The sequence below is a fragment of the Salinicoccus sp. ID82-1 genome, assembly GCF_021991715.1.
GTDB classification, from domain to species: domain Bacteria; phylum Bacillota; class Bacilli; order Staphylococcales; family Salinicoccaceae; genus Salinicoccus; species Salinicoccus cyprini.
The window spans coordinates 205,320-225,691 of the sequence record NZ_JAGFLY010000005.1 but is presented as its reverse complement, the minus strand read 5'-3'; the positions used below and the strand labels follow the sequence as shown (position 1 = coordinate 225,691).

Sequence of the window (20,372 nt, the reverse complement as noted above, 5' to 3'; positions counted from 1 at the left end):
CTACTGCTCCATATTCTCAATGAATTCTTTTTCGTTCCAGACAGTTACACCGAGGGATTCCGCTTTCTCAAGCTTGCTCCCGGCATCTTCCCCTGCAACGACGACGTCCGTTTTGCCGGATACACTGCCTGTCACCTTGCCACCGGCATTCTCAATCATTTCCTTGGCTTCTCCACGTGTCAGTTCTGTCAGTTTTCCCGTCAGTACGAATACCATGTCGTCAAACTGGCCACTCGATGCTTCTTTGACATCTTCAGTCATATTGACACCGAACGCCTTCAGCTTTTCCACCAGTTTTATGAAATCGGGGTGCTCCGTATAGGTGACGATGGAAGCCGCAATCTTTTCACCAATCTCAGGAATTTCAATAAATCGTTCCTTAGGCTGCTTCATGATCGCATCCATCGAGCCGAATTCAACCGCAATCAGCTCGGACGCTTTCGTACCGACAAATCGCATTCCGAGTCCGAAAAGAAGTTTCCTGAGCGGATTTTCCTTGGATGCTTCAATAGCTGTGAGGAGGTTCTGGACCTTCTTCTCCCCCATCCGTTCGAGCGGGATAAGGTCATCATAGGTCAATGCGTACAGGTCACCGACATCCTTGATCAGACCGGCATCGAAAAGCTGCCGGACCACTTTTTCACCCAGTCCATCAATATTCATCGCCCCTCTCGATACGAAGTGGATCATGCCTTCGACAAGCTGTGCCGGACAGCCGGGATTGATGCAGCGGATGGCCACCTCATCTTCCAGTTTGACCGTCTCATGACCGCAGCCCGGGCACTTTGTCGGTGCCTTGTAAACTTCCTGGCTGGTCCGCTCTTCAAGTATCGGACGCACCACTTCCGGGATGATGTCACCGGCTTTGCGTATGATCACCTTGTCATTGATGCGTATATCCTTCTCTTCAATTAGCTCATGATTGTGGAGTGAAGCCCGTGCGACGGTGGTGCCTGCCACTTTGACCGGCTCGAGGATGGCCGTCGGTGTAATTGCGCCTGTACGTCCGACAGTGAGTTCGATATCGAGCAGATCGGTGACAACCTCCTCGGCCGGGAATTTATAGGCAATCGCCCATCTCGGAGATTTTGCCGTATAGCCCATCTCCTCCTGGCTGCTGAAGGCATTCACTTTGATGACGATGCCGTCGATGTCATATTCCAGATCATTGCGATGGTTCTCCCAGTATTCGATATACTCGAGCACGCCTTCAATATCACTGACGAGCCTTCTCTCCTTGTTGGTCTTGAAACCTGCGTCATCGAGCTCATCGAGGGCGCCGCTCTGCGTATCCGCCTCAAGCTCCGTCAGATCATTGACGCTGTACAGAAAGATGGACAGGTTCCTTTTGGCTGCAAGCTTCGGATCAAGCTGGCGCAGGGAGCCGGCGGCTGCGTTCCTTGGATTCTGGAATGGTGCTTCGCCATTCTCCTCCTTTTCGGCATTCAGCTTTTCAAATGATGGCTTCGGCATGTATGCCTCGCCTCTCACTTCGAATGACAGCGGGCGGTCGAGTGACAGCGGAATCGCGCGGATCGTCCGCAGGTTCGAAGTGATGTTCTCACCGACCGTGCCATCTCCCCGCGTCGCTCCCTGTACAAGCTGGCCTGCTTCATATTTCAGCGAAACGGCCAGACCATCTATCTTCAGTTCGCACATGTATTCCACATCACCGACAGCTTCCCTTGCCCTTCTGTCGAAAGCTCTCAAGTCTTCTTCATTGAAAGCATTGCCGAGGCTCAGCATCGGTGTGTCATGCGCCACTTTCTCAAAACGGCTCAGCACCGCGCCACCGACTCTGACTGTCGGAGAGGAATCCGTCCGGTATTCAGGATGCTGCTCCTCGAGCGCAATGAGTTCGTGCAGCAGCTTGTCATACTCGCTGTCCGGAATGGTCGGTGCATCGAGCACGTGATACTCATAGTTATACCGGTTCAGCCTATCCTGCAGTGACTTGATTTTCTCTTCCATTGATCGACCTACTCCTTCTTTTCAATCGGTGCGAAATTGGCCAGCAGCCGCTTGACACCGACTTTGGTGAAAATGATATCGAGTTCCTGGCTGTCCCCTTCTCCCTTGATTGCAGAAATGATGCCGTCACCGAACTTCTTATGGCTGACCTTGTCACCGATCGCGAAGCTGACGCCGCTGTTGTTTGTAACAATGCGGCTGCGTTTTGGCATCCGCTTCTTCGGTGCGCTGCCACTGCTGAAGAAATCGGCCTGTGCAGATGCACCGCTGCCATCCACAAGCTCTTCCGGTATCTCTGCCAGGAATCTGCTCTGCATGTTCGATTCCGTCTTACCGAAGATCATGCGGCTGTTCGCCCTTGAGAGGAACAGATGGTCTTCTGCACGGGTCAGCGCCACATACATCAGACGGCGCTCCTCCTCCAGCTCCTTGTCATCATAGATGACGCGTCTTGAAGGGAATATGCCCTCCTCGAGACCAACGATGAAGACCACTTTGAATTCGAGGCCTTTTGAAGCGTGCATTGTCATCATTGTGACACCACTGTCATCTTCGACGCCATCCTGATCCGATACGAGTGCCATATCACTCAGGAAAGTGAACAGCAGTTCATCGGAAATCTCATTATCCCGGTCGAATTCACGAGTTACCGTCTTGAACTCTTCCAGGTTCTCGATGCGGCTTCTTGCCTCGATGGTCTTTTCGCTCTCCAGCACTTCGATATACCCTGTACTTTCAAGTACTTCATCCACAAGCTCGGTAATTGTGATGAACCGGGATTTCTTTTTAAGCTGCTCCAGCAGGTCGACGAGTCCCATCAGCTTGACGACTGCCGTCTTCGGAATGCCGATGAAATCCGATTCCTTGATGCCTTCAAAGATGCTGATGCCGGTCGCCTGGCCATGCGCCTTCAGCTTGTCGACCGTCTTCGGTCCGATGCCCCGCTTCGGCGTATTGATGATGCGCTCGAAGCTGATATCGTCATTCGGATTCAGTATCACTTTCAGATAGCTCATCAGATCCTTGATTTCCTTGCGGTCGTAGAACTTGATGCCGCCGACCATCTTGTACGGAATATTGGATTTGACGAATGTATCCTCGATCGCCCTCGACTGGGCATTCGTCCTGTAGAGTATCGCCATGTCGCTGTGACTGTACTTGTTCGACAGATCGAGGATGTTGCCGACCACTTCCTCCGCTTCCCCACGTTCCGAGTCCGCCACGATGTTCTGCAGCTTCGGTCCGCCATCGCGTTCGGTGCGCAGTGCTTTCGGCTTACGCTCCGTATTGTTCTCGATGACCGCATTCGCAGCATCCAGAATATTTTTGCTTGAACGGTAGTTCTGCTCGAGCTTGATGACCACCGCTTCCGGATAGTCATCCTCGAAGTTCAGGATATTCGAGATATCCGCCCCTCTGAACTTATAGATGGACTGGTCGGAATCGCCGACGACGCATATGTTGCGGTACTTCGCAGCCAGCTGTGTGATCAGACGGTACTGGGCATGGTTCGTGTCCTGGTACTCATCCACGTGGATATACTGGAAGCGGTTCTGGTAGTATTCCAGCACTTTCGGCTCCTTGTCGAACAGCTCGATCGTCAGCATGATCAGATCATCGAAATCAAGGGCACTGTTGCGGTAGAGGATCTGCTGGTAGTCATGGTACATCTCACTGTAGAGTGTATCCGGGTAGGCGACAGCTTCGTGGATGCTCTGTTCCGGACGGATCAGCTGGTTCTTCTTGTCGGAAATGAAGCCGATGATGTTTCTCGGGTTGTGCTGCTTCGGATCCAGATTCCGTCGTTTCAGAATATCCTTGACGACCGATTTCTGGTCCGTCGGGTCAAGGATGGAGAAGCTGTTTTCATATCCCAGATGATTGATGTTGCTCCTCAGAATACGGACACACATGGAGTGGAATGTTGAAATCCACATATCCTGTGCACCTTCTCTGATCAGTGCCGATACACGGTCCCGCATTTCACGGGCAGCCTTGTTGGTGAAGGTGATGGCCAGTATGTTTCTGGCAGGTACTTCTCTCTCTTCGAGCAGGTAGGCCACCCGGTGCGTCAGCACACGCGTCTTGCCACTGCCGGCGCCCGCCATGATAAGAAGCGGACCTTCCGTCGACTGGATGGCTTTCTTCTGTTCTTTATTCATCAAACTCAGATCCATAATCAAAACTCCAATTTATTTAATGATTGTACGCAATGCTTTTTTTACACTGTCATAGATGATGTTGCCGACAACGATGGTATCGGCATACTGCGCCATTTCCTTTGCTTCCTCTTTCGAGGTGATGCCACCGCCATAGATGACATGCGATTGCGACACGTTCTCTTGTACCGTCCGCATCACTTCCGGATCACCATATGTGCCGCTGTACTCGATGTATATGTAAGGTGTCCGATAGAGCTTGTCCATCATGTTGATGTAGTGCGTCACCATTTCAGGCGCGACCACTTTCCCTTCGGCTTTTCTGAACGCCTTGCATTCCGGGTTCATAATGATATATGGCAGCAGGGAAACTTCATCATAGTCGAGCAGATGACCGTATTCCGCCAATGCTTCGAGCATCAGTCCATGCTGCCATTTCATATCCGCCGTATTGAACACAGCCGGGATGAAGTAGTGGTCGAACCCCGGCACGACGGCGTCGGTCGATGTGATCTCAAGCGCAACCGGCACCGAGAAGCGGCGCACCCGCGCCATCAGGTTCAGAACGTTGTCCTCGGTAATATCATCCGTCCCCCCGATGATGATGGCATCCGTCTCAGATTCGCAGATTGCGGCCAGGTCATCATCACTGATTTCCTTCGCCGGATCCAACTTGAATACATGTTTGCAATCTTTAAGCATATATAAAACTCCCATCAGAATTCATAAGGATATTATAGCATTTTTAGACCTGAACTGTTTTATTATATGTGATTTGCAGATGGCAAAAATACAAAAAACCGACCGGCAAAGGCCGGTCGGTCCGTACTAGTCGATGCCCAGGTATTCCTCCAGGGTCAGTCCGCTTTCATATATGGCTTCCGCTTCCTCACCGACATATCTCAAGTGCCATGGTTCATACATGTACCCGGTGATGTCCTCCTTGCCTTCAAGGTAGCGGATGATGAATCCATATTCATGCGCGACATCCTTCATCCACTGGAATTCAGGCGTGTCGCCGAATGATACTTTCAGCGTGGTTGCACTGTCTGCCGATCCTACATCAATCGCAAGCCCCGTCTGGTGCTCGGAGTGGCCCGGCTTTGCACTGTACTGGTCAGCGGCTTCCTGCCCATCCCGTGCCACGTAGTTGCTATAGAGCTGGGCCTGGTAGTCATACGACCTGAAGTCACTGACAAGGACGAAATCAAGTCCACGTGCCGCCCCGTCCTGGAACATCTGCTGATAGGCTGCGACGACTTCCGGCTGCAGGCCCGGTGCATAGTCCGGCGGCAGGGAAATCTCCTTATTGACGATGAGGATGCCGTCCACATAGGTGACCCCATCAATCACTTCAACATTCGGCAGCGCTTCGAGGTTGCCGATCTGTGCCGGCTCATAAGTTCTTTCGAAATTCTCATGCAGCGCCATCTGCTCTTCGCTCAGCGTCACACCACAGCCCGCCATCAGCAGCAGGGCCAACAGCATACCCGCTTTCATACTTCTAATCATCAAACCGCTCCTTTGGCAATCGGTAGTTTCATCTTACCATATCTCCGCCGGATGTCTAAGAGCATACTGCTATTCGAGGCCTGCTCTTCTGAAGATGATGTCCACACGCTTCAGGTGATGGGTCTCATCAAAACAGTCATCGATCTCCGCTTCCGTCAGCAGCTCCTGGATGCGGTCGTCCTGCTCTACAAGTTCACGGAAAGGCACTTTCGTCTCCCATGATTCCATCGCTTTCGGCTGGACGAGATCATAGGCTTCCTCACGGACCAGACCTTTGTCGATCAGTGTCAGCATGACACGCTGTGAATAGACCAGTCCGAATGTCTTATCGATGTTCGCCTTCATGTTATCTTCGAATACCGTCAGATTTCTGATGATGCCAGTGAACCGGCTCATCATATAGTCGAGCGCGATGGTCACATCAGGCAGCATGATCCGCTCTGCTGAGGAGTGCGAAATATCGCGTTCATGCCAGAGCGGCACGTTTTCGTAGGCAGTCGTAATATAGCCGCGGATGACACGGGAGAGCCCTGTGACATTCTCGCTGCCGATCGGATTGCGTTTGTGCGGCATGGCACTGGAGCCTTTCTGGCCCTTGCCGAACGCCTCTTCCACTTCTCTCGTCTCGGTCTTCTGCAGTCCACGCACTTCCACCGCAAATTTCTCGATGGACGTCGCGATCAGGCCGAGTGTCGCTATGTAGTAGGCATGGCGGTCGCGCTGCAATGTCTGTGTGGACACTTCGGCTGTACCGAGGCCAAGATGCTCGCAGACGTAGCTTTCCACTTCAGGTGGGATGTTGGCGAATGTGCCGACGGCCCCACTCATCTTGCCGACTTCGATTTCTTTCCTGACATTTTTGAAACGTTCAAGGTTCCGCTTCATCTCCATGTACCACAGTGCCATCTTGATGCCGAATGTGGTCGGTTCGGCATGTACACCATGAGTACGTCCCATCATCAGCGTCGTCTTATGTTCGCGTGCCTTGTCGGCCAGCACTTCGATGAATTTCTCAAGATCCTCTTCAAGCAGTTCATTTGCCTGTTTGATCATATAGCTCTGCGCCGTGTCGACAACATCCGTCGATGTCAGTCCGTAGTGCACCCACTTCTTCTCATCACCGAGCGTCTCCGATACCTGGCGTGTGAAAGCAACAACGTCATGGCGTGTCTCGGCTTCTATCTCCTTGATGCGGTCCACATCAATCTTTGCATTCGGACGAATCCGCTTCACTTCATCCATTGGAATATAGCCGAGTTCCGCCCACGCTTCAGAAGCTAGGATCTCAACCTCCAGCCAGGCTTTGAATCTGTTTTCTTCCGTCCATATCCGGGACATTTCCTCACGGGAATAACGAGAAATCATGCATACACGCTCCTTAGTCTTATTTCTTTTCCATTATAACAAATCATATTAAAAAACGAACATTTTTTTATAATAAAATGAAAACGTTCGATAAAAAAGACGGATATCCTAATTATCCGCCTCAGTTTCAATTCTTTTTCCTTCAAATACTATTTCCTGGTGATCGACAACAAGCTCTCCATCCCTTTCGATGAAGACCGGCTGCTCCGTTCGTCTGACCGGCTGGTAGCCGGCCTCGCGCATCCGCGCGAGACACTCACCCAGTGATTCATTCTCCGCCACTTTAAACTTTTTCTTTTTCGGCATTTCTTTCATCTTCCATTTCCCTTGCTTCAGAAATTTCTTCCAGTACTTCCTCTACATTTTCAGGCTGGTAGTTTTTGAGACGTTTGCGTTTGACGCCCTTCGTCCAGAAACCACCATTGATGTTTTTAGGTTCATGTGTAATGATGAACGCTTTCTCATCCAGTTCCTTGATGGTGTCGATCAGTTTGCGCTCATACTTTCTTGGTGTCAGTATCTGCATGGTTGTCCGCTCGCCGTCACGGCCGTACTGATAGCCGTGCGTGACGCCATAGCCGAGGTCCCGGATGTTTGTCGGGAGGTCCTTGTCCTTCTGGGAAGTGATGACATTGACCACCAGATATCCGAGCGCCAGTTTCTCTTCTATTTTGAGGCCGACCAGTATGCCGGCACCGAAACCGAGTGCATATGCGACGACGTTCTGGAACTGGTCGAGGTTTTCAAGTACCAGACCCAGTCCGATGACGTAGACGAACGTTTCAAGGATACTGAATGCTGCTGCTGTGTAGCGATACCCTTTCAATGTAGAGATGGTACGCATCGTAAGGAAGCTGACATATACGATGTTCACTACGAAGATGACCAGTACCATCAGCCAGGGGTTTTGTGATATGGCTGTTATCATTCCATTCTACCTTTCCTGAGTGAGTATATCTTTTCCATTTTCTAAACTACTGCTCTTCCTGCTTCTCTTCATAGGCAGGCTTGTTGTAGCGGTTGTAGGGCTGGTCCCGCTTGTGCTGTGTCTTTTTATACCATTTTATGATCGTGTCATAGTCTTCTTCAGAAACTTCCTTGCCTTCAAGGAAATCATCGATGGCATTGTAGCTGACGCCGAGTGCCTCCTCATCGCTGATGAGCGGCCTGTCGTCCTCGAGATCCGCTGTCGGCACTTTATTGGCCAGGTGATCCGGCGCTCCGAGGTGATCGAGCAGCATTCTGCCCTGACGCTTGTTCAGTCCGAACAGAGGAATCAGATCGGCTGCACCGTCGCCGAATTTCGTATAGAATCCGGTGATCGCTTCCGCCGGATGGTCGGTCCCAAGAACGACACCCCCCGTGGAAGCAGCCACCGCATACTGGGCCTTCATCCTTTCACGTGCCTTTTCATTGCCTTCGACGAAGTCGCTCAGTATATATCCTGCTTCCTTGAGCGACGCCACACTGCGCTCGACGTTCGGGCGGATATTGATGGTCGCGGTATGTGTCGGCTGGATGTACTCGATCGCATCCAGTGCATCCTGCTCATCATTCTGCTCGCCGTACGGCAGGCGCAGTGCATGGAATTCATAGCCGGCACCGGTCTCCGCGTTCAGCTCATCGACAGCCATCTGGGTGAGCTTGCCGAGTAGGGTGGAGTCCTGGCCGCCGGAGATGCCGAGCACGAATGACTTGATGAATGTATAGTTCTTTACGTAGTCCTTCATGAAATCGATGATTTCCCTGACTTCCGCTGCAGGATCGATTTCAGGCTTTACATGGAATTCCTTCAGAATCTCTGCTTGCAATGGTTTCATGTCATATCACTCCAATGTTTTATTACTTGCTTCTTCAATCAGGTCCTGCTTGATCTGCCACAATGCTTTCGAGAGGTCGACCGGGTACTCCTCAGGATTCAGGAAACGCTTGTACTCTTCCCATAGCAGGGTGAGCCCCTGTTCATGTCGCTGCTTCATCCTGCCGGTGGTCTCTATTTCATAGACGCATTCTCCATCAACGAAGATATCCTTCATCAGCTCCACGGTATCATAGGAGCGGATGAGCTTCCGTTTCATCGGGTGGATCGGATGGAACATGAGCAACGGCGCATCCTCCTCTATCTCTTCCCCAAAATGTGTAATATATTCACCTTCCGACATGCCTGTGTTCCGGTTGATGATGCGATGGATATTCTTTTTGCCGGGCGTCGTCACCTTTTCCGGATTGCCGGATATTTTGATGCGGTTCTCAAGTTCCCCTGCTTCATTTTCGATGGCCACAAGCTTATACACGGCACCGAGCGCAGGCTGGTCGTAGGCCGTAATCAGCTTGGTGCCGATGCCCCAGCTGTCGACTTTGGCACCCTGGGACAGGAGGGAGAGTATCGTCACTTCGTCCAGATCATTCGAGACGATGATCTTCGCATCCGGGAACCCGGCTGCATCGAGCATCTTCCTTGCCTCCTTCGACAGGTAGGCGATATCACCCGAGTCGAGCCGTATGCCGATGAAGTTGATCCTGTCGCCATATTCACGAGCCACCTTGATGGCATTCGGCACACCGGATTTCAATGTATCGAAAGTATCCACCAGGAAGACGCAGTTCTGATGGGTGTCGGCATAGGCCCTGAAGGCCTCGTAGTCGTCCCCATATGCCTGGACCATCGCATGGGCGTGTGTACCGCTCGCCTCAAGACCGAACAGCTTCGCAGCCCTGACATTGCTCGTACCGTCGAATCCGCCGATGATTGCAGCACGCGCCCCCCAGAGGGCGGCGTCGAACTCATGAGCGCGGCGTGTACCGAACTCCATCAGTGTCCCTTCGGGGACGATCTGCCTGATTCTGCTCGCCTTTGTGGCAATGAGCGTCTGGAAATTGACGATGTTGAGCAGCGCCGTCTCCACGAGCTGCGCCTCGATGATCGGTGCCTCCACCTGGACGAGCGGCATGTTGGCGAAGACGATTTCGCCTTCCTCCACCGCACGCACCTTGCCGGTAAAACGCAGATCCCGAAGATACGAAAGGAAGTCCTCATCATATCCGATCGACCGCAGGTATTCGATATCGGAGTCCGAGAACCTGAAATTTTCGAGGAAATTGATGATGCGCTCAAGACCGGCGAATACGGCATATCCATTGCCGAACGGCATGTTCCTGAAATAGAGATCGAATACTGCCGTGCGATCTGCGAGACCTTGTTCCAGATAGGTTTTAGCCATATTGATCTGGTAAAGATCGGTGTGCAGCATAAAACTGTCATCTTCAAATTGATACATTTGTTCCAGTCCCTCCATGAAGTGCTGTAAATCAGTTATAATCATTCTAACACAACCATTTTTCATCAACATAATATAACAGGAGGATTATCATGAAATTCGAGAGTTTCAGGGCGCGTTTTATCGTCCTATCCCTCATTGTCTGCATATCCGGCTTCTCACAGGGGATGCTTCTCCCCCTCATCTCCTTCATCTTCGAAAACCGGGAAATACACGCGACAATCAACGGGCTGCATGCCTCAGGGCTCTACATAGGGGTGCTTGCATCCGCCCTTTTCATAGAAGGACCTTTAAGAAAATATGGATTCAGGCCGATGATCATCGCCGGCGGCATCATCGTCGGCATCTGCCTGTTCCTGTTTCCGGTGCTTGATTCCATCTGGATATGGTTTCTGCTGCGCCTGCTCGTCGGCATCGGCGACAATGTACTCCACTTCAGCACCCAGACATGGCTGACCCAGAGTACACCGCAGCACAAGCTTGGCAAGGTCATCGCATTCTATGGCCTGTTCTTTTCGCTCGGCTTCATGATCGGACCGAAAGTCAGCGAGCTCGTCACCATCTGGGAGCCGCTGCCGTTTCTTGTCTCAGGTGTGCTCACCATGATCGGCTGGCCGCTCATCTTCCTCTTGAAGGGAGCTGAAAATGCAAAACCGATCGAATCCGGCGTGCCGGTGACGGTCTTCAACACCTTCAAGAACTTCAAGGCTGTCCTCAGAACCAGCTGGATCGCTTTTCTGTTCCCGCTGCTTTTCGGCATCTTCGAGGCTTCCCTGAACAGCAACTTCCCGGTATTTGCCATCCGCAACAATTTTGAACTGTCCGATATTACATGGATTCTGCCGGCATTCAGCTTCGGAGCCATACTGCTGCAGGTGCCGATCGGTTCGCTTGGTGACAGGATCGGACGCAGCAGGCTCATCTCGGTGCTCCTCGGTCTTGGTGCCGTCACCTTCTTCTTCATGGAAGTGTTCAACAGCTCATTCATCATGCTGCTCCTGCTGTTTACACTGGCCGGTGTATTTGTCGGCTCGATGTACTCCCTCGGCATCAGCTACATGACCGATATTACGCCGAAGTTCAATCTGCCCGCCGGAAATCTGATGGCAGGCATCATGTTCAGCCTCGGCAGCATCACCGGTCCCGTCATCGGCGGGTACATCATTACAGCGACAGATGGGGCATACTATTTCAGCTTCTTCACCATCGCCATCATCGTGATTCTCATATTGAACATTTTGTTTATGGTCAGACGCGGGACTGTGGCACAATAGAACCATGATCACCCATATCGGAAATCGAAGGAGGACAATGAATGAACAATGCACTGCTTGTCATCGACTATTCATACGATTTTGCCGCACCGGAAGGCCGCCTGACTGCCGGAGAGGCCGCCCAGGCGATTGAAGCCGCCCTCGTCCAGAAGATCCGGACTTCATATGAGGCGGGTGTGCCCATCTTCTTCATGATGGACCTTCATTTTGATGATGATGGACTGCATCCGGAATCAAAGCTGTTCCCGCCGCATAATATCGAAGGGACGGGCGGCCGTGAGCTGTATGGTGAAGTGCGTGAGGTCTATCAGCAGATCAAGGATCGACAAAACGTCTTTTACATCGATAAGAGGCGCTACAGTTCTTTTGCCGGCACCCCGCTCAACCAGCTGCTGCTGGAAAGAAAGATTGACACTGTGACACTGACCGGTCTTGTGACCGACATCTGCATCATGCATACGGCAGTGGATGCCTATAATTTCGGCTATGACATCATCGTCCCGGCCTCCTGTGTGGCATCCTTCAATCCGCCGGCACACGAGATGGCCCTCGAACATTTCAAAAATGCCCTCGGCGCGACTGTAGAACCATAGAAGGATGCATACTTCAGTGATAAAATGGGAAAAGTAATATCATAATCAAAGGAGAATGAACATTATGACTCAAACTAAAATTTTCGGCCACCAGAATCCGGATACGGACACAATCACTTCAGCAATTGTTACGGCAGACATCGAGGAGCAGCTCGGCAATGACGCAGCCGCCTACCGCCTTGGTGAAATCGGGGCCGAGACGGAATATGCGCTCAACCACTTCGGTGTGAAAGCCCCTGAACTGCTCGAGTCGCTTGAAGAGGGCGCTGAGGTCATCCTCGTCGACCACAACGAATTCCAGCAGTCGGCGGAAAATATCGAAAAGGCGGATATCCTGAAAGTGTATGACCACCACAGGATTGCCAACTTCCAGACGGAATCCCCACTCTACTATCGTGCGGAACCTGTCGGATGCACCGCAACCATCCTGAAGAAAGTATACGAGGAGAATGACCTGCTGATTTCACAGGAAATGGCCGGCCTCATGCTTTCCGCCATCATTTCCGATACACTGCTGTTCAAATCTCCGACAACAACGGAAGCTGACAGAACAGCTGCACAGGCACTCGCCGAGATGGCGGACATCGAAATTGAGGGCTATGGCATCGAAATGCTGAAATCAGGTGCATCCACAAAGGACAAGACGGCTGATGCACTGATTACTGCAGATGCCAAATCCTTCGAGATGGGGCAGAGGACGACACGCATTGCACAGATCAATGTCATCGATGTAGATGAAGTATTCGACAGAAGAGATGAACTGGAAAACGCCATCAACAGACAGATTGAACAGGAAGGCTATGACCTGTTTGTACTGGTTGTAACGGACATTCTGAATTCCAATTCAAGAATTCTCGCACTTGGAACAGAAGCACAGTCTGTGGAAAAGGCATTCGACGTTGCCCTGGATGAGAATTCAGCAATTCTTGAAGGTGTCGTTTCCCGCAAGAAGCAGGTTGTACCGCAGATCACTAAAGCATTGTCATAAGGAGGCAGAAATATGCTGAAAAAAGAGGCAGGCAGACTTTATCTGGAAGAAGGACATGATGTCATCGCAGAACTCATCTATCATGAGACTGACGAATATTATGATGTGACAAGCACGTATACAAGACCGGAGCACAGAAACAGAGGACTGGCCAGAGACCTTGTGGACGAAATCGTGGAAATGGCACGTGAAGACAATAAGAAGGTCCAGCCGACATGTCCCTACGTCGCCTTCGCCATCCGTGATTCAAGCTATGACGATATAAAAATCAAATAATAGACAGCAAAATACCCCGCCATGAAGATGGCGGGGTATTCTACTGGAAGGAATTCCAAAAATAATAGTTGAAAGAATGAAAAAATGGTATGTCCAAATAATAACACTATTTTTCTGAAAAATCAATATTATCAGCATATTTTCATTCGTTGAATATTTTACTTATTACACTTTCCTTGCCTGCTTCAAGCCGCTCTTTTGAGCACGCATCCTCAATCCGGTAGCCCAGCTCTTCCGTCGCTCTGGAAAATGAGACTTCGTCGAGGTAGTTTGTCGTCTCCGCCTGGTCGAAACATCCGGGATGGACGATTTCATGCAGTGTATGATCGACAATCACACGTTCCGATTTGCTTGTACGATCCGCCAGAGGCAGAAACAGCAGAAGTAAAGCAATCAATCCCAGAATAAGGATGATCCATATGCCTTTCCTATTCATCTAGAGAAATCCGACAAAGACGCCTTCCGGTGCTTCAACTTCACCTTCCTGCCTTTCGATGGTGCCGTCTTCGTTTATTTTGAATAGTACAAGGTTATGTGAACTTTCGTGGGCACATACGAGATAGTCGCCATCCGGCGTTATATTGAAGTCCCGTGGCCAGTCTCCGTTGGTGGATTCAATCTGGATACGCTTGAGCGACTTGCCTTCCCCTTCGACTTCGAATACGGCAATGCTGTTATGGCCTCTGTTGGACACATAGATGTACTTGCCATTCGGATGCTTGCGTATGGCCGCTCCCTGGGAATGGCCGTCGAAGGATTGCGGCAGTGCGGAGTACGTTTCCACAGGGAAGAATTCACCGTCGTGGTAGTTGGCGACAATCACTTCATTGGAAAGTTCGGTGAAGATGTAGGCATAATGACCCCCATCACCGAAGACGAGATGTCTTGGTCCACTGCCGGCTGCCACTTTCGTCTCCGTCACTTTTTCAAGCTTGTCGTCCTTGATCTGAAGCGTCACAATCTTGTCTGCTCCGAGATCGACTGCCGCAATATACTTGAGGTCCGGTGTTTCGATGACGAAGTGGGAGTGCGGGTTATCCTGACGCTCATGTGGTCCGTCCCCTTCCACCTGGAAGACATCCAGCTGCTCGGTCACGACGCCGCGCTCATCCACACGATAGAGTCTGATTTCGCCTGACAGATAGACTGCATCGACCAGATGGTTTTGATCGGATGTGAGTGTCAGGTGGCAACCGGACGCACCTTCCTCGAGACAGTCTTCGATGAAGCGCAGCTCTCCCGTTTCCAGGTTGCTGACGCCGAATGTTGCGATGCCTGCTTTCGTCTTGCCCTTCTTTACCGCGTAGACGCGGTCATTCTGTATATCCAGGTAGGTCGCATTCGGTGTCTCCGCCGCTTCTTCTATCGAAATAAACTTGCCCGCCTCAGCATCCAGTTCGAATTTGTAGATTCCTTTGCCATGTTCCTTAGTATAGGTGCCGACATACCCAATCATTGAAATTCCTCCTACGCTTTTTTTATTATCTTAGCACACCAGTAACCATACCCTAAATGAAAAGAATTAATACTTCTTGAAATGCAGAACATATGTTCGTATAATTGAACCATATACACGAACAGGCAGAGAAGGGGATGCGGATGGACTATCGGAAAATACCAATGGAGGAACTCGACTCGAATATTCCCAAAGGACGCGGAATGATCAAATGGGCGCCCTTCGCCACCATGCCCGAGCAGTTTGAGAAGGTTGCCGGCATGATTGAAGACCAGATGAAGGTGGCGCGGCCCATCCTGTCGGATGACCGGCTGGAGGAGATGAATCGTATTCTGAAAAAGGCACTGCATGACAAACGGAGCATCAGGGTCGAATACTATTATGACGGTTTCCGTTTCAAAGCGGATCTCAAGCTCATACAGGTCGATACGTGGAGCATGGTGCTCATCGGACAGCCGACGGACAGGTCGGATGAGGAGATGATATTCATTTCATTCATTGATGTGCTCGATATCGTCATGATATGAAAAAGCCACGCAGAAATTTCTGCGTGGCTTGATATTAGCGTTCCAGGAAAAGGACCGGCTCCTTCTGATAATCGGTCGCGAGCATCAGATGGTAGACGAGGACCGTCGTCGTAATGGCACCGATGCCGCCCGGCACAGGAGTAATATGCGACGCCTTGTCCTTCACTGCGTCAAAATCTACATCACCGACCATCCTGCCTGCGTCATTGAAGTTGATGCCGACATCCACGACGACCGCCCCTTCCTTGACATGCTCAGGCCCGATCAGATTGATTACACCTGCTGCGCTGATGATGATATCGGCCGCCCTGCATCTGCCGATGAGGTCATCTGTATACACATTGCATGTCGTCACTGTGGCATTGCGGTTCATGAGCATCAGCGACAGCGGCTTGCCGACTACGGCACTCGCCCCGACCACCGTGACATGCTTGCCTTCGAGATTGATGTCGTAGAAATCGAGCATTTCCATCACCCCTGCCGGTGTACATGGTTCCAGACGATTGCTCTCATCCGTCAGTACCTGGCCCAGATTGAACGGGGTCATGCCGTCGATATCCTTGATCGGATTCATCAGCTCCACTACACGCTTCATATCAATATGCTCAGGCAGCGGCTGCAGCAGCAGGATGCCATTGATGGCATAATCCTCATTGATCTCCCGGAATTTCGTCAGAAAGGCCCTGTTCGAAACATCCGCCGGAAAATGGAACTGCTCCGTATCGATGGACAGCTTCTCAAACCGTTTCATCGCCGCTCGTTCATAAGAGATTGCATCGGACAGTTCGCCGACCCTGACAAACGCAACTTTCGGTCTGATGCCATGCTTCCGGGACTCCTCTACAGCATCCCTGATTCCCTCGGAAAGATGTGCCGCAACCGCCTTGCCATCCATGATCGTTGTCATAAAAAAGCTCCTTTATCCTTTTTTCAATCAATATACCACACTATACTCAAGATGATGCAGCCGGGACCGGAGCCTCGGCAAATAAAAAAAGCCGCCCCAAAGGACGGCAGATCAATTATTTTGTTTCACGGTGTGTTGTGTATCCGTTGGATCTTGGGCAGTATTTTTTCATTTCAATACGCTCAGGGTTGTTTCTTTTGTTCTTAGTCGTAATATAGTTACGATCTCCGCACTCAGTGCAGGCCAAAGTTACATTTACTCTCATCAGTTCCGCCTCCTTTACTCTTTACCTATTCCGCTTTGCGGTGAGGAACATCCAATTGGAATAATATTTCTATTATACCACGTCCGGAATTCTGTTGGAAGATGACCCGGACTCCATTTCAACTGGCCAGTTGATCATCCTATGCGAGGATGAAACGATGGTAATCAATGTCAGTGTGTTCCTCGTCTACATTGAACCGCCTTAACCATTTTAAAGGTTTTAAAGGATTTTTTCAACACTTTTATCACTCACCCTGAAATTTACAGCAGATCCCGGCGAATTTCGTGCATATCATACCACCCGTCGGGGTCAAACTCATGCAATGAAAAAGCTGACCTTTTTCAGGCCAGCTTCATATCCGTCATTTATTTTCTGCTTCGATTTCACGCTTCAGCTTTTCTGTGAAGTCCTTGATCTCCTCTACATCCTTCTTCAGGAAGAATGCCAGCACCACTGCACCGATTGTCGTAATGATGACGAGTATTGATATGATTTTCAACAGAAGACCGAGCACTGATTTTAAAAGTTCCATGATTGACCTCCAAGAAGTTATTTAACCTACTGTACCCTGAATTCCAAAATAAATTCAACAAATTCAACATAGGGGTTGTAATTTATCTGAAAATTCAGTATTATAGAAGTAGTTAATAGATATTAACTAACCTATTCCATTTTCTTAATAAAATTTCTCCTATTTTTTCCTGCACCTAACCAGTGCAGGTTTTTTTTATCCTTCAATCACTTTGATGTGCACTTTCCGCGTCCGCGGACCATCAAATTCCGCAAAGTACGTGCTCTGCCACGTTCCATAGATGACTTTGCCGCCGTCGATGATCAGCGTCTCACTGGCACCTGTCAGGGAGGACTTCATATGTGAATCGGAATTCCCCTCCGCATGCCTGTATTCATTCTTATTATCGAATGTCTCGTTCATTCCATATACCAGATCGCGTGTTACGTTCGGATCTGCATTTTCGTTGATTGTGATGCCGGCTGTCGTATGCGGCGTGAAGACTGTCATGATGCCCGACTGGACACCGCTCTTTTCAAGTACTTCTTCAATGAGCGCATCGATGTTGATGTACTCGGCACGTGCATTGGATGTCACGCTGAATGTGTAGAGCATATTATCACCTTTAACTTTATGATTTATGGGTACTATACTACTAGAGAATCTAAAAAAGGAGAAATGATAATGCCTTATTCAATGAATGACTATCCCGATTCCTTGAAGAATATGGAGAAGCTTGAACGGAAGAAGGCGATCGACATCATCAATGCCCTCCTTGAAGAAGGCTACGATGACGGACGTGCCATCCCGATCGGTACGAGCCAGGCAGAGGAATGGTATGCTGATGCTTCAAAAGAAGAGCTGGATGAACTGGAAAATAAAGATGTCACCGAACATGAAGATGATCCGGGTAAGCAGGGCGGCAAGATTGCCGACAATGACGTGGAAGTATTCTTCGAAGACGATGAATGGAAAGTCCAGACCAAAGGGGCAAAGCGCCCGAGCAATACGTACGACAATAAGAATGACGCGACGAAACGAGCGAAGGAAATCGCCGAGAACCGCGGTGCGGAGACCATCATCCATAATAAGAATGAATAGAGAGAATCCTCGACTGGTACCAGTCGAGGATTCTTCTATACTTGGAGATTCAGGTCACGTGTCTTATCGAGACCCATCTTATCAAGTGTCAGCCCTTCACGTGTAAAGTCCACTTCAAGCATCAGGGAAGTCAGGTGGATGATTGAATCGATCGCCGGCGTTTCGACTGCCGCCGCTTCTGCGATGCTCTTCCATAGTACGAGCCCATAACCGACATCTTCAACAATATAGCGGTTGTTCAAAGTGACCGGACCTACAAGGTCTTTTAATACCGGACTTTCATTATACTGCTCCTTCAATGGCTTATCCGGTTCGAAGTATGTGCTCCGCTCGGAGCGGGCGGATTTGTCGAGCACCTCGAATCCAAGCACTTCGCATACTTTCTGCCGTTCCTTGTCTATCGCCTCGATCACCTTGACCGTATGGTTCGTCACCCCATCACGGTAGAGGTAGAATGAGTCTCCGTTGTTATCGATGGTGCCGGTATTGAGAATCGATGGCGCCGGATGACTCTCCGGATTGCCGTTGTTCAACGCCGTCTCGATGATATTCTGTGCCGGTACGAGCGTATCATAAAGCACAGTCAGCTTTTCCATCATCCTTTCCGTGTTGCTGCTCGGATAGGCACTGAAAAGGTTATGCTTACTTTTAAGAATGATATCTGCATCATTCTCCTCGTAGTCATACCGTGCAGCATAGGTCAGCGACATGGATTCACCGATGAGCACATCAACTTCCGGGCGCTTCTCCTCGAGTATATTGCTCAGTACCACGCTGTTCATCGCGCTGGCACCATTGATGAAGATCATCTGTCCATCCTGAAGATACGGAATGAATTCTTCGAACATCTGGGCAAGTATGTGCGTCGGCAGGCATGTCATGATTACATCTGCGCCCTTCACCGCTTCGAGCGGATCCTGCGTAAACTTGTGGAGATAGAGCGGCTCTCCTCTGTAATGGACCTTGCCCTGCATAATATCTTCATGTGGATCTTTCAGCGCCTGCAGGGAATGGTAGAGCGTCACCTCATGACCTCTTGAAGTCAGATCAGCTGCTGCAACAATGCCACCATTACCTGCGCCAACTATGGAAACTTTCATTGAAATGGAACACTCCTTAAAATTATATAAAAACAATTATACTGAAAATTCTTATTTCATGCCAGTATAAACAACATAAAACCCAGACCGGATGGTCTGGGTTCAGACTGTAGACAAAGTCATAGTAAAATGACATGTCTGCAGTCTTTTTGTCGGGATGCATGGGAATCTGCAGATCAGGGGAAGAGGATGCTGGGATCAACAGGCAGCGGGCGCAGGATGGAAAAGCGGATTTCCCGAACGATAAGCGGCTCTTTGTACTTGCTTCATCAAGTTTGTTGGGGGTGTGCCAGTGGGAATGAGATTAACCTCTAACTCGCCATGGCGCCGTCCACGATGGTGAATTAGCCTTCTAATTCGCCATGGTAGCACCCACGATGGTGAATTAGCCCTCTAACTCGCCATGGCGCCGTCCACGATGGTGAATTAGCCTTCTAATTCGCCATGGTAGCACCCACGATGGTGAGTTAACCCTCTAACTCGCCATGGCAGCGCCCACGATGGTGAATTAGCCTTCTAATTCGCCATGGCAGCGCCCACGATGGTGAGTTAACCCTCTAACTCGCCATGGCGACGTCCACGATCCGGGATCCATCAAATTACATAAAAAGAAGACAAACTCCGTGTCAAAACGGGGTTTGTCTTCAATCTGAACCCAGACCGGATGGTCTGGGTTGTTTTTCCTATTTCGCAGGGCTGCCATTCCTGATCAGTTCGATTGCCGGAATATCGGCAGGTGCCCAATTCAGAGTACCTATATTTTTACGTGAGAGCCATTTCATATCGACATGCTCGAGGAGCTGGATTTCACCAGTCAGCTGTTTTGCATAATAGGTTGTCAGCTCGACAGTACCGAAATCATATTCATGCACAGTCGTCGTAATCTTCTCACCGACGGCGATTTCACAGTCCATCTCTTCCATCAGTTCCCGCTTCAATGCCGCGCGTGGCGCTTCCCCCGCCTCGACCTTGCCCCCGGGAAACTCCCACATCAAAGCGAGACTCTTGCCTTCCGGTCTTTGTGCACACAATATTTCATCCTGTTCATTTACTATGACCGCACCGACGACTCTGATATATTTCTTCATC

At 50.2% G+C, this 20,372-nt stretch carries 23 protein-coding genes; 6 read left to right on the top strand and 17 right to left on the bottom strand.

The annotated features are described in order from the left end of the window. From ligA to J4760_RS12525, 9 genes are all read right to left on the bottom strand, one after another. The gene (gene ligA, locus J4760_RS12565; protein ID WP_145288460.1) at nt 1-1,971 is read right to left on the bottom strand and encodes an NAD-dependent DNA ligase LigA; all 1,971 of its coding nucleotides are present in this window, start codon (nt 1,969-1,971) and stop codon (nt 1-3) included. 8 nt (nt 1,972-1,979) lie between these two features. After that, nucleotides 1,980-4,148, bottom strand: coding sequence for a DNA helicase PcrA (gene pcrA / locus J4760_RS12560; protein WP_237605944.1), 2,169 nt, complete (start codon nt 4,146-4,148; stop codon nt 1,980-1,982). Between the two features lie 15 nt (nt 4,149-4,163). Then, nucleotides 4,164-4,832, bottom strand: coding sequence for a heptaprenylglyceryl phosphate synthase (gene pcrB, locus J4760_RS12555; RefSeq protein WP_237605943.1), 669 nt, complete (start codon nt 4,830-4,832; stop codon nt 4,164-4,166). Between the two features lie 126 nt (nt 4,833-4,958). Beyond that, the gene (locus J4760_RS12550; protein WP_237605942.1) at nt 4,959-5,642 is read right to left on the bottom strand and encodes a M15 family metallopeptidase; all 684 of its coding nucleotides are present in this window, start codon (nt 5,640-5,642) and stop codon (nt 4,959-4,961) included. Between the two features lie 69 nt (nt 5,643-5,711). After that, nucleotides 5,712-7,007, bottom strand: a complete 1,296-nt coding sequence (gene purB / locus J4760_RS12545) for an adenylosuccinate lyase (protein ID WP_237605941.1) — start codon at nt 7,005-7,007, stop codon at nt 5,712-5,714. 108 nt (nt 7,008-7,115) lie between these two features. Continuing rightward, nucleotides 7,116-7,313, bottom strand: a complete 198-nt coding sequence (locus J4760_RS12540; protein WP_237605940.1) for an NETI motif-containing protein — start codon at nt 7,311-7,313, stop codon at nt 7,116-7,118. Then, the gene (locus J4760_RS12535; protein ID WP_255695452.1) at nt 7,291-7,935 is read right to left on the bottom strand and encodes a DUF2179 domain-containing protein; all 645 of its coding nucleotides are present in this window, start codon (nt 7,933-7,935) and stop codon (nt 7,291-7,293) included. Before J4760_RS12535 ends, J4760_RS12540 begins: the two co-directional genes overlap by 23 nt. A gap of 46 nt (nt 7,936-7,981) precedes the next feature. Next, nucleotides 7,982-8,827 carry an ammonia-dependent NAD(+) synthetase gene (gene nadE / locus J4760_RS12530; protein ID WP_237605939.1) on the bottom strand — a complete coding sequence of 282 codons (846 nt, stop codon included), beginning with the start codon at nt 8,825-8,827 and terminating at the stop codon, nt 7,982-7,984. Nucleotides 8,828-8,833: 6 nt separating this feature from the next. Beyond that, nucleotides 8,834-10,285: a nicotinate phosphoribosyltransferase gene (locus tag J4760_RS12525; protein WP_237605938.1), complete on the bottom strand. Its 1,452-nt coding sequence runs from the start codon at nt 10,283-10,285 to the stop codon at nt 8,834-8,836. A gap of 92 nt (nt 10,286-10,377) precedes the next feature. Here J4760_RS12525 and J4760_RS12520 point away from each other — a divergent pair, with 92 nt between their 5' ends. The 4 genes from J4760_RS12520 to J4760_RS12505 all read left to right on the top strand — a co-directional run bounded on the left by J4760_RS12520 (nt 10,378) and on the right by J4760_RS12505 (nt 13,416). Next, entirely contained in the window at nt 10,378-11,559 is a 1,182-nt protein-coding gene (locus J4760_RS12520; protein ID WP_145288486.1) for an MFS transporter, read from the top strand. Between the two features lie 41 nt (nt 11,560-11,600). Next, nucleotides 11,601-12,152 carry a cysteine hydrolase family protein gene (locus tag J4760_RS12515; RefSeq protein WP_237605937.1) on the top strand — a complete coding sequence of 184 codons (552 nt, stop codon included), beginning with the start codon at nt 11,601-11,603 and terminating at the stop codon, nt 12,150-12,152. A 64-nt stretch (nt 12,153-12,216) separates the two neighbouring features. Beyond that, nucleotides 12,217-13,140 (top strand): manganese-dependent inorganic pyrophosphatase, encoded by a 924-nt coding sequence (locus tag J4760_RS12510; protein ID WP_145288491.1) that lies wholly within the window; start codon nt 12,217-12,219, stop codon nt 13,138-13,140. Between the two features lie 12 nt (nt 13,141-13,152). Next, on the top strand, nt 13,153-13,416 hold the full coding sequence (locus tag J4760_RS12505) for a GNAT family N-acetyltransferase (protein ID WP_145288493.1): 264 nt from the start codon (nt 13,153-13,155) through the stop codon (nt 13,414-13,416). Between the two features lie 142 nt (nt 13,417-13,558). Here the strand turns inward: J4760_RS12505 and J4760_RS12500 are convergent, their stop codons facing one another. Together J4760_RS12500 and J4760_RS12495 are read right to left on the bottom strand one after the other, a co-directional pair. Further along, nucleotides 13,559-13,852: an alpha-amylase gene (locus tag J4760_RS12500; RefSeq protein ID WP_237605936.1), complete on the bottom strand. Its 294-nt coding sequence runs from the start codon at nt 13,850-13,852 to the stop codon at nt 13,559-13,561. Beyond that, on the bottom strand, nt 13,853-14,872 hold the full coding sequence (locus J4760_RS12495) for a lactonase family protein (RefSeq protein WP_237605935.1): 1,020 nt from the start codon (nt 14,870-14,872) through the stop codon (nt 13,853-13,855). A gap of 143 nt (nt 14,873-15,015) precedes the next feature. Here J4760_RS12495 and J4760_RS12490 point away from each other — a divergent pair, with 143 nt between their 5' ends. Beyond that, the gene (locus tag J4760_RS12490) at nt 15,016-15,399 is read left to right on the top strand and encodes a YolD-like family protein (RefSeq protein ID WP_145288500.1); all 384 of its coding nucleotides are present in this window, start codon (nt 15,016-15,018) and stop codon (nt 15,397-15,399) included. A 34-nt stretch (nt 15,400-15,433) separates the two neighbouring features. On the opposite strand, the gene J4760_RS12485 is transcribed toward J4760_RS12490, so the two are convergent. The 4 genes from J4760_RS12485 to J4760_RS12470 all read right to left on the bottom strand — a co-directional run bounded on the left by J4760_RS12485 (nt 15,434) and on the right by J4760_RS12470 (nt 17,697). Next, complete coding sequence (locus J4760_RS12485) at nt 15,434-16,306, bottom strand: bifunctional 5,10-methylenetetrahydrofolate dehydrogenase/5,10-methenyltetrahydrofolate cyclohydrolase (RefSeq protein ID WP_145288503.1); 873 nt, start codon at nt 16,304-16,306, stop codon at nt 15,434-15,436. A gap of 115 nt (nt 16,307-16,421) precedes the next feature. Beyond that, nucleotides 16,422-16,571, bottom strand: a complete 150-nt coding sequence (rpmG, locus tag J4760_RS12480; protein WP_145288506.1) for a 50S ribosomal protein L33 — start codon at nt 16,569-16,571, stop codon at nt 16,422-16,424. Nucleotides 16,572-16,932: 361 nt separating this feature from the next. Continuing rightward, nucleotides 16,933-17,103, bottom strand: coding sequence for a hypothetical protein (locus J4760_RS12475; protein WP_186365511.1), 171 nt, complete (start codon nt 17,101-17,103; stop codon nt 16,933-16,935). Between the two features lie 195 nt (nt 17,104-17,298). Further along, on the bottom strand, nt 17,299-17,697 hold the full coding sequence (locus tag J4760_RS12470; protein WP_237605934.1) for a secondary thiamine-phosphate synthase enzyme YjbQ: 399 nt from the start codon (nt 17,695-17,697) through the stop codon (nt 17,299-17,301). A 69-nt stretch (nt 17,698-17,766) separates the two neighbouring features. Here J4760_RS12470 and J4760_RS12465 point away from each other — a divergent pair, with 69 nt between their 5' ends. Continuing rightward, nucleotides 17,767-18,183 carry a DUF2188 domain-containing protein gene (locus J4760_RS12465; RefSeq protein WP_145288511.1) on the top strand — a complete coding sequence of 139 codons (417 nt, stop codon included), beginning with the start codon at nt 17,767-17,769 and terminating at the stop codon, nt 18,181-18,183. 35 nt (nt 18,184-18,218) lie between these two features. On the opposite strand, the gene J4760_RS12460 is transcribed toward J4760_RS12465, so the two are convergent. Both J4760_RS12460 and J4760_RS12455 read right to left on the bottom strand, forming a co-directional pair. Next, nucleotides 18,219-19,283 (bottom strand): NAD/NADP-dependent octopine/nopaline dehydrogenase family protein, encoded by a 1,065-nt coding sequence (locus J4760_RS12460; protein ID WP_237605933.1) that lies wholly within the window; start codon nt 19,281-19,283, stop codon nt 18,219-18,221. A gap of 683 nt (nt 19,284-19,966) precedes the next feature. Further along, complete coding sequence (locus J4760_RS12455) at nt 19,967-20,371, bottom strand: (deoxy)nucleoside triphosphate pyrophosphohydrolase (RefSeq protein ID WP_145288514.1); 405 nt, start codon at nt 20,369-20,371, stop codon at nt 19,967-19,969. Nucleotide 20,372 lies beyond the last annotated feature (1 nt).

Excerpts from the sequence above, each read along its gene's own strand:
- ligA (WP_145288460.1), bottom strand. The coding sequence starts at position 1,971 with ATGGAAGAGAAAATCAAGTCACTGCAGGATAGGCTGAACCGGTATAAC.
- pcrA (WP_237605944.1), bottom strand. The coding sequence starts at position 4,148 with ATGGATCTGAGTTTGATGAATAAAGAACAGAAGAAAGCCATCCAGTCG.
- pcrB (WP_237605943.1), bottom strand. The coding sequence starts at position 4,832 with ATGCTTAAAGATTGCAAACATGTATTCAAGTTGGATCCGGCGAAGGAA.
- J4760_RS12550 (WP_237605942.1), bottom strand. The coding sequence starts at position 5,642 with ATGATTAGAAGTATGAAAGCGGGTATGCTGTTGGCCCTGCTGCTGATG.
- purB (WP_237605941.1), bottom strand. The coding sequence starts at position 7,007 with ATGATTTCTCGTTATTCCCGTGAGGAAATGTCCCGGATATGGACGGAA.
- J4760_RS12540 (WP_237605940.1), bottom strand. The coding sequence starts at position 7,313 with ATGCCGAAAAAGAAAAAGTTTAAAGTGGCGGAGAATGAATCACTGGGT.
- J4760_RS12535 (WP_255695452.1), bottom strand. The coding sequence starts at position 7,935 with ATGATAACAGCCATATCACAAAACCCCTGGCTGATGGTACTGGTCATC.
- nadE (WP_237605939.1), bottom strand. The coding sequence starts at position 8,827 with ATGAAACCATTGCAAGCAGAGATTCTGAAGGAATTCCATGTAAAGCCT.
- J4760_RS12525 (WP_237605938.1), bottom strand. The coding sequence starts at position 10,285 with ATGTATCAATTTGAAGATGACAGTTTTATGCTGCACACCGATCTTTAC.
- J4760_RS12520 (WP_145288486.1), top strand. The coding sequence starts at position 10,378 with ATGAAATTCGAGAGTTTCAGGGCGCGTTTTATCGTCCTATCCCTCATT.
- J4760_RS12515 (WP_237605937.1), top strand. The coding sequence starts at position 11,601 with ATGAACAATGCACTGCTTGTCATCGACTATTCATACGATTTTGCCGCA.
- J4760_RS12510 (WP_145288491.1), top strand. The coding sequence starts at position 12,217 with ATGACTCAAACTAAAATTTTCGGCCACCAGAATCCGGATACGGACACA.
- J4760_RS12505 (WP_145288493.1), top strand. The coding sequence starts at position 13,153 with ATGCTGAAAAAAGAGGCAGGCAGACTTTATCTGGAAGAAGGACATGAT.
- J4760_RS12500 (WP_237605936.1), bottom strand. The coding sequence starts at position 13,852 with ATGAATAGGAAAGGCATATGGATCATCCTTATTCTGGGATTGATTGCT.
- J4760_RS12495 (WP_237605935.1), bottom strand. The coding sequence starts at position 14,872 with ATGATTGGGTATGTCGGCACCTATACTAAGGAACATGGCAAAGGAATC.
- J4760_RS12490 (WP_145288500.1), top strand. The coding sequence starts at position 15,016 with ATGGACTATCGGAAAATACCAATGGAGGAACTCGACTCGAATATTCCC.
- J4760_RS12485 (WP_145288503.1), bottom strand. The coding sequence starts at position 16,306 with ATGACAACGATCATGGATGGCAAGGCGGTTGCGGCACATCTTTCCGAG.
- rpmG (WP_145288506.1), bottom strand. The coding sequence starts at position 16,571 with ATGAGAGTAAATGTAACTTTGGCCTGCACTGAGTGCGGAGATCGTAAC.
- J4760_RS12475 (WP_186365511.1), bottom strand. The coding sequence starts at position 17,103 with ATGGAACTTTTAAAATCAGTGCTCGGTCTTCTGTTGAAAATCATATCA.
- J4760_RS12470 (WP_237605934.1), bottom strand. The coding sequence starts at position 17,697 with ATGCTCTACACATTCAGCGTGACATCCAATGCACGTGCCGAGTACATC.
- J4760_RS12465 (WP_145288511.1), top strand. The coding sequence starts at position 17,767 with ATGCCTTATTCAATGAATGACTATCCCGATTCCTTGAAGAATATGGAG.
- J4760_RS12460 (WP_237605933.1), bottom strand. The coding sequence starts at position 19,283 with ATGAAAGTTTCCATAGTTGGCGCAGGTAATGGTGGCATTGTTGCAGCA.
- J4760_RS12455 (WP_145288514.1), bottom strand. The coding sequence starts at position 20,371 with ATGAAGAAATATATCAGAGTCGTCGGTGCGGTCATAGTAAATGAACAG.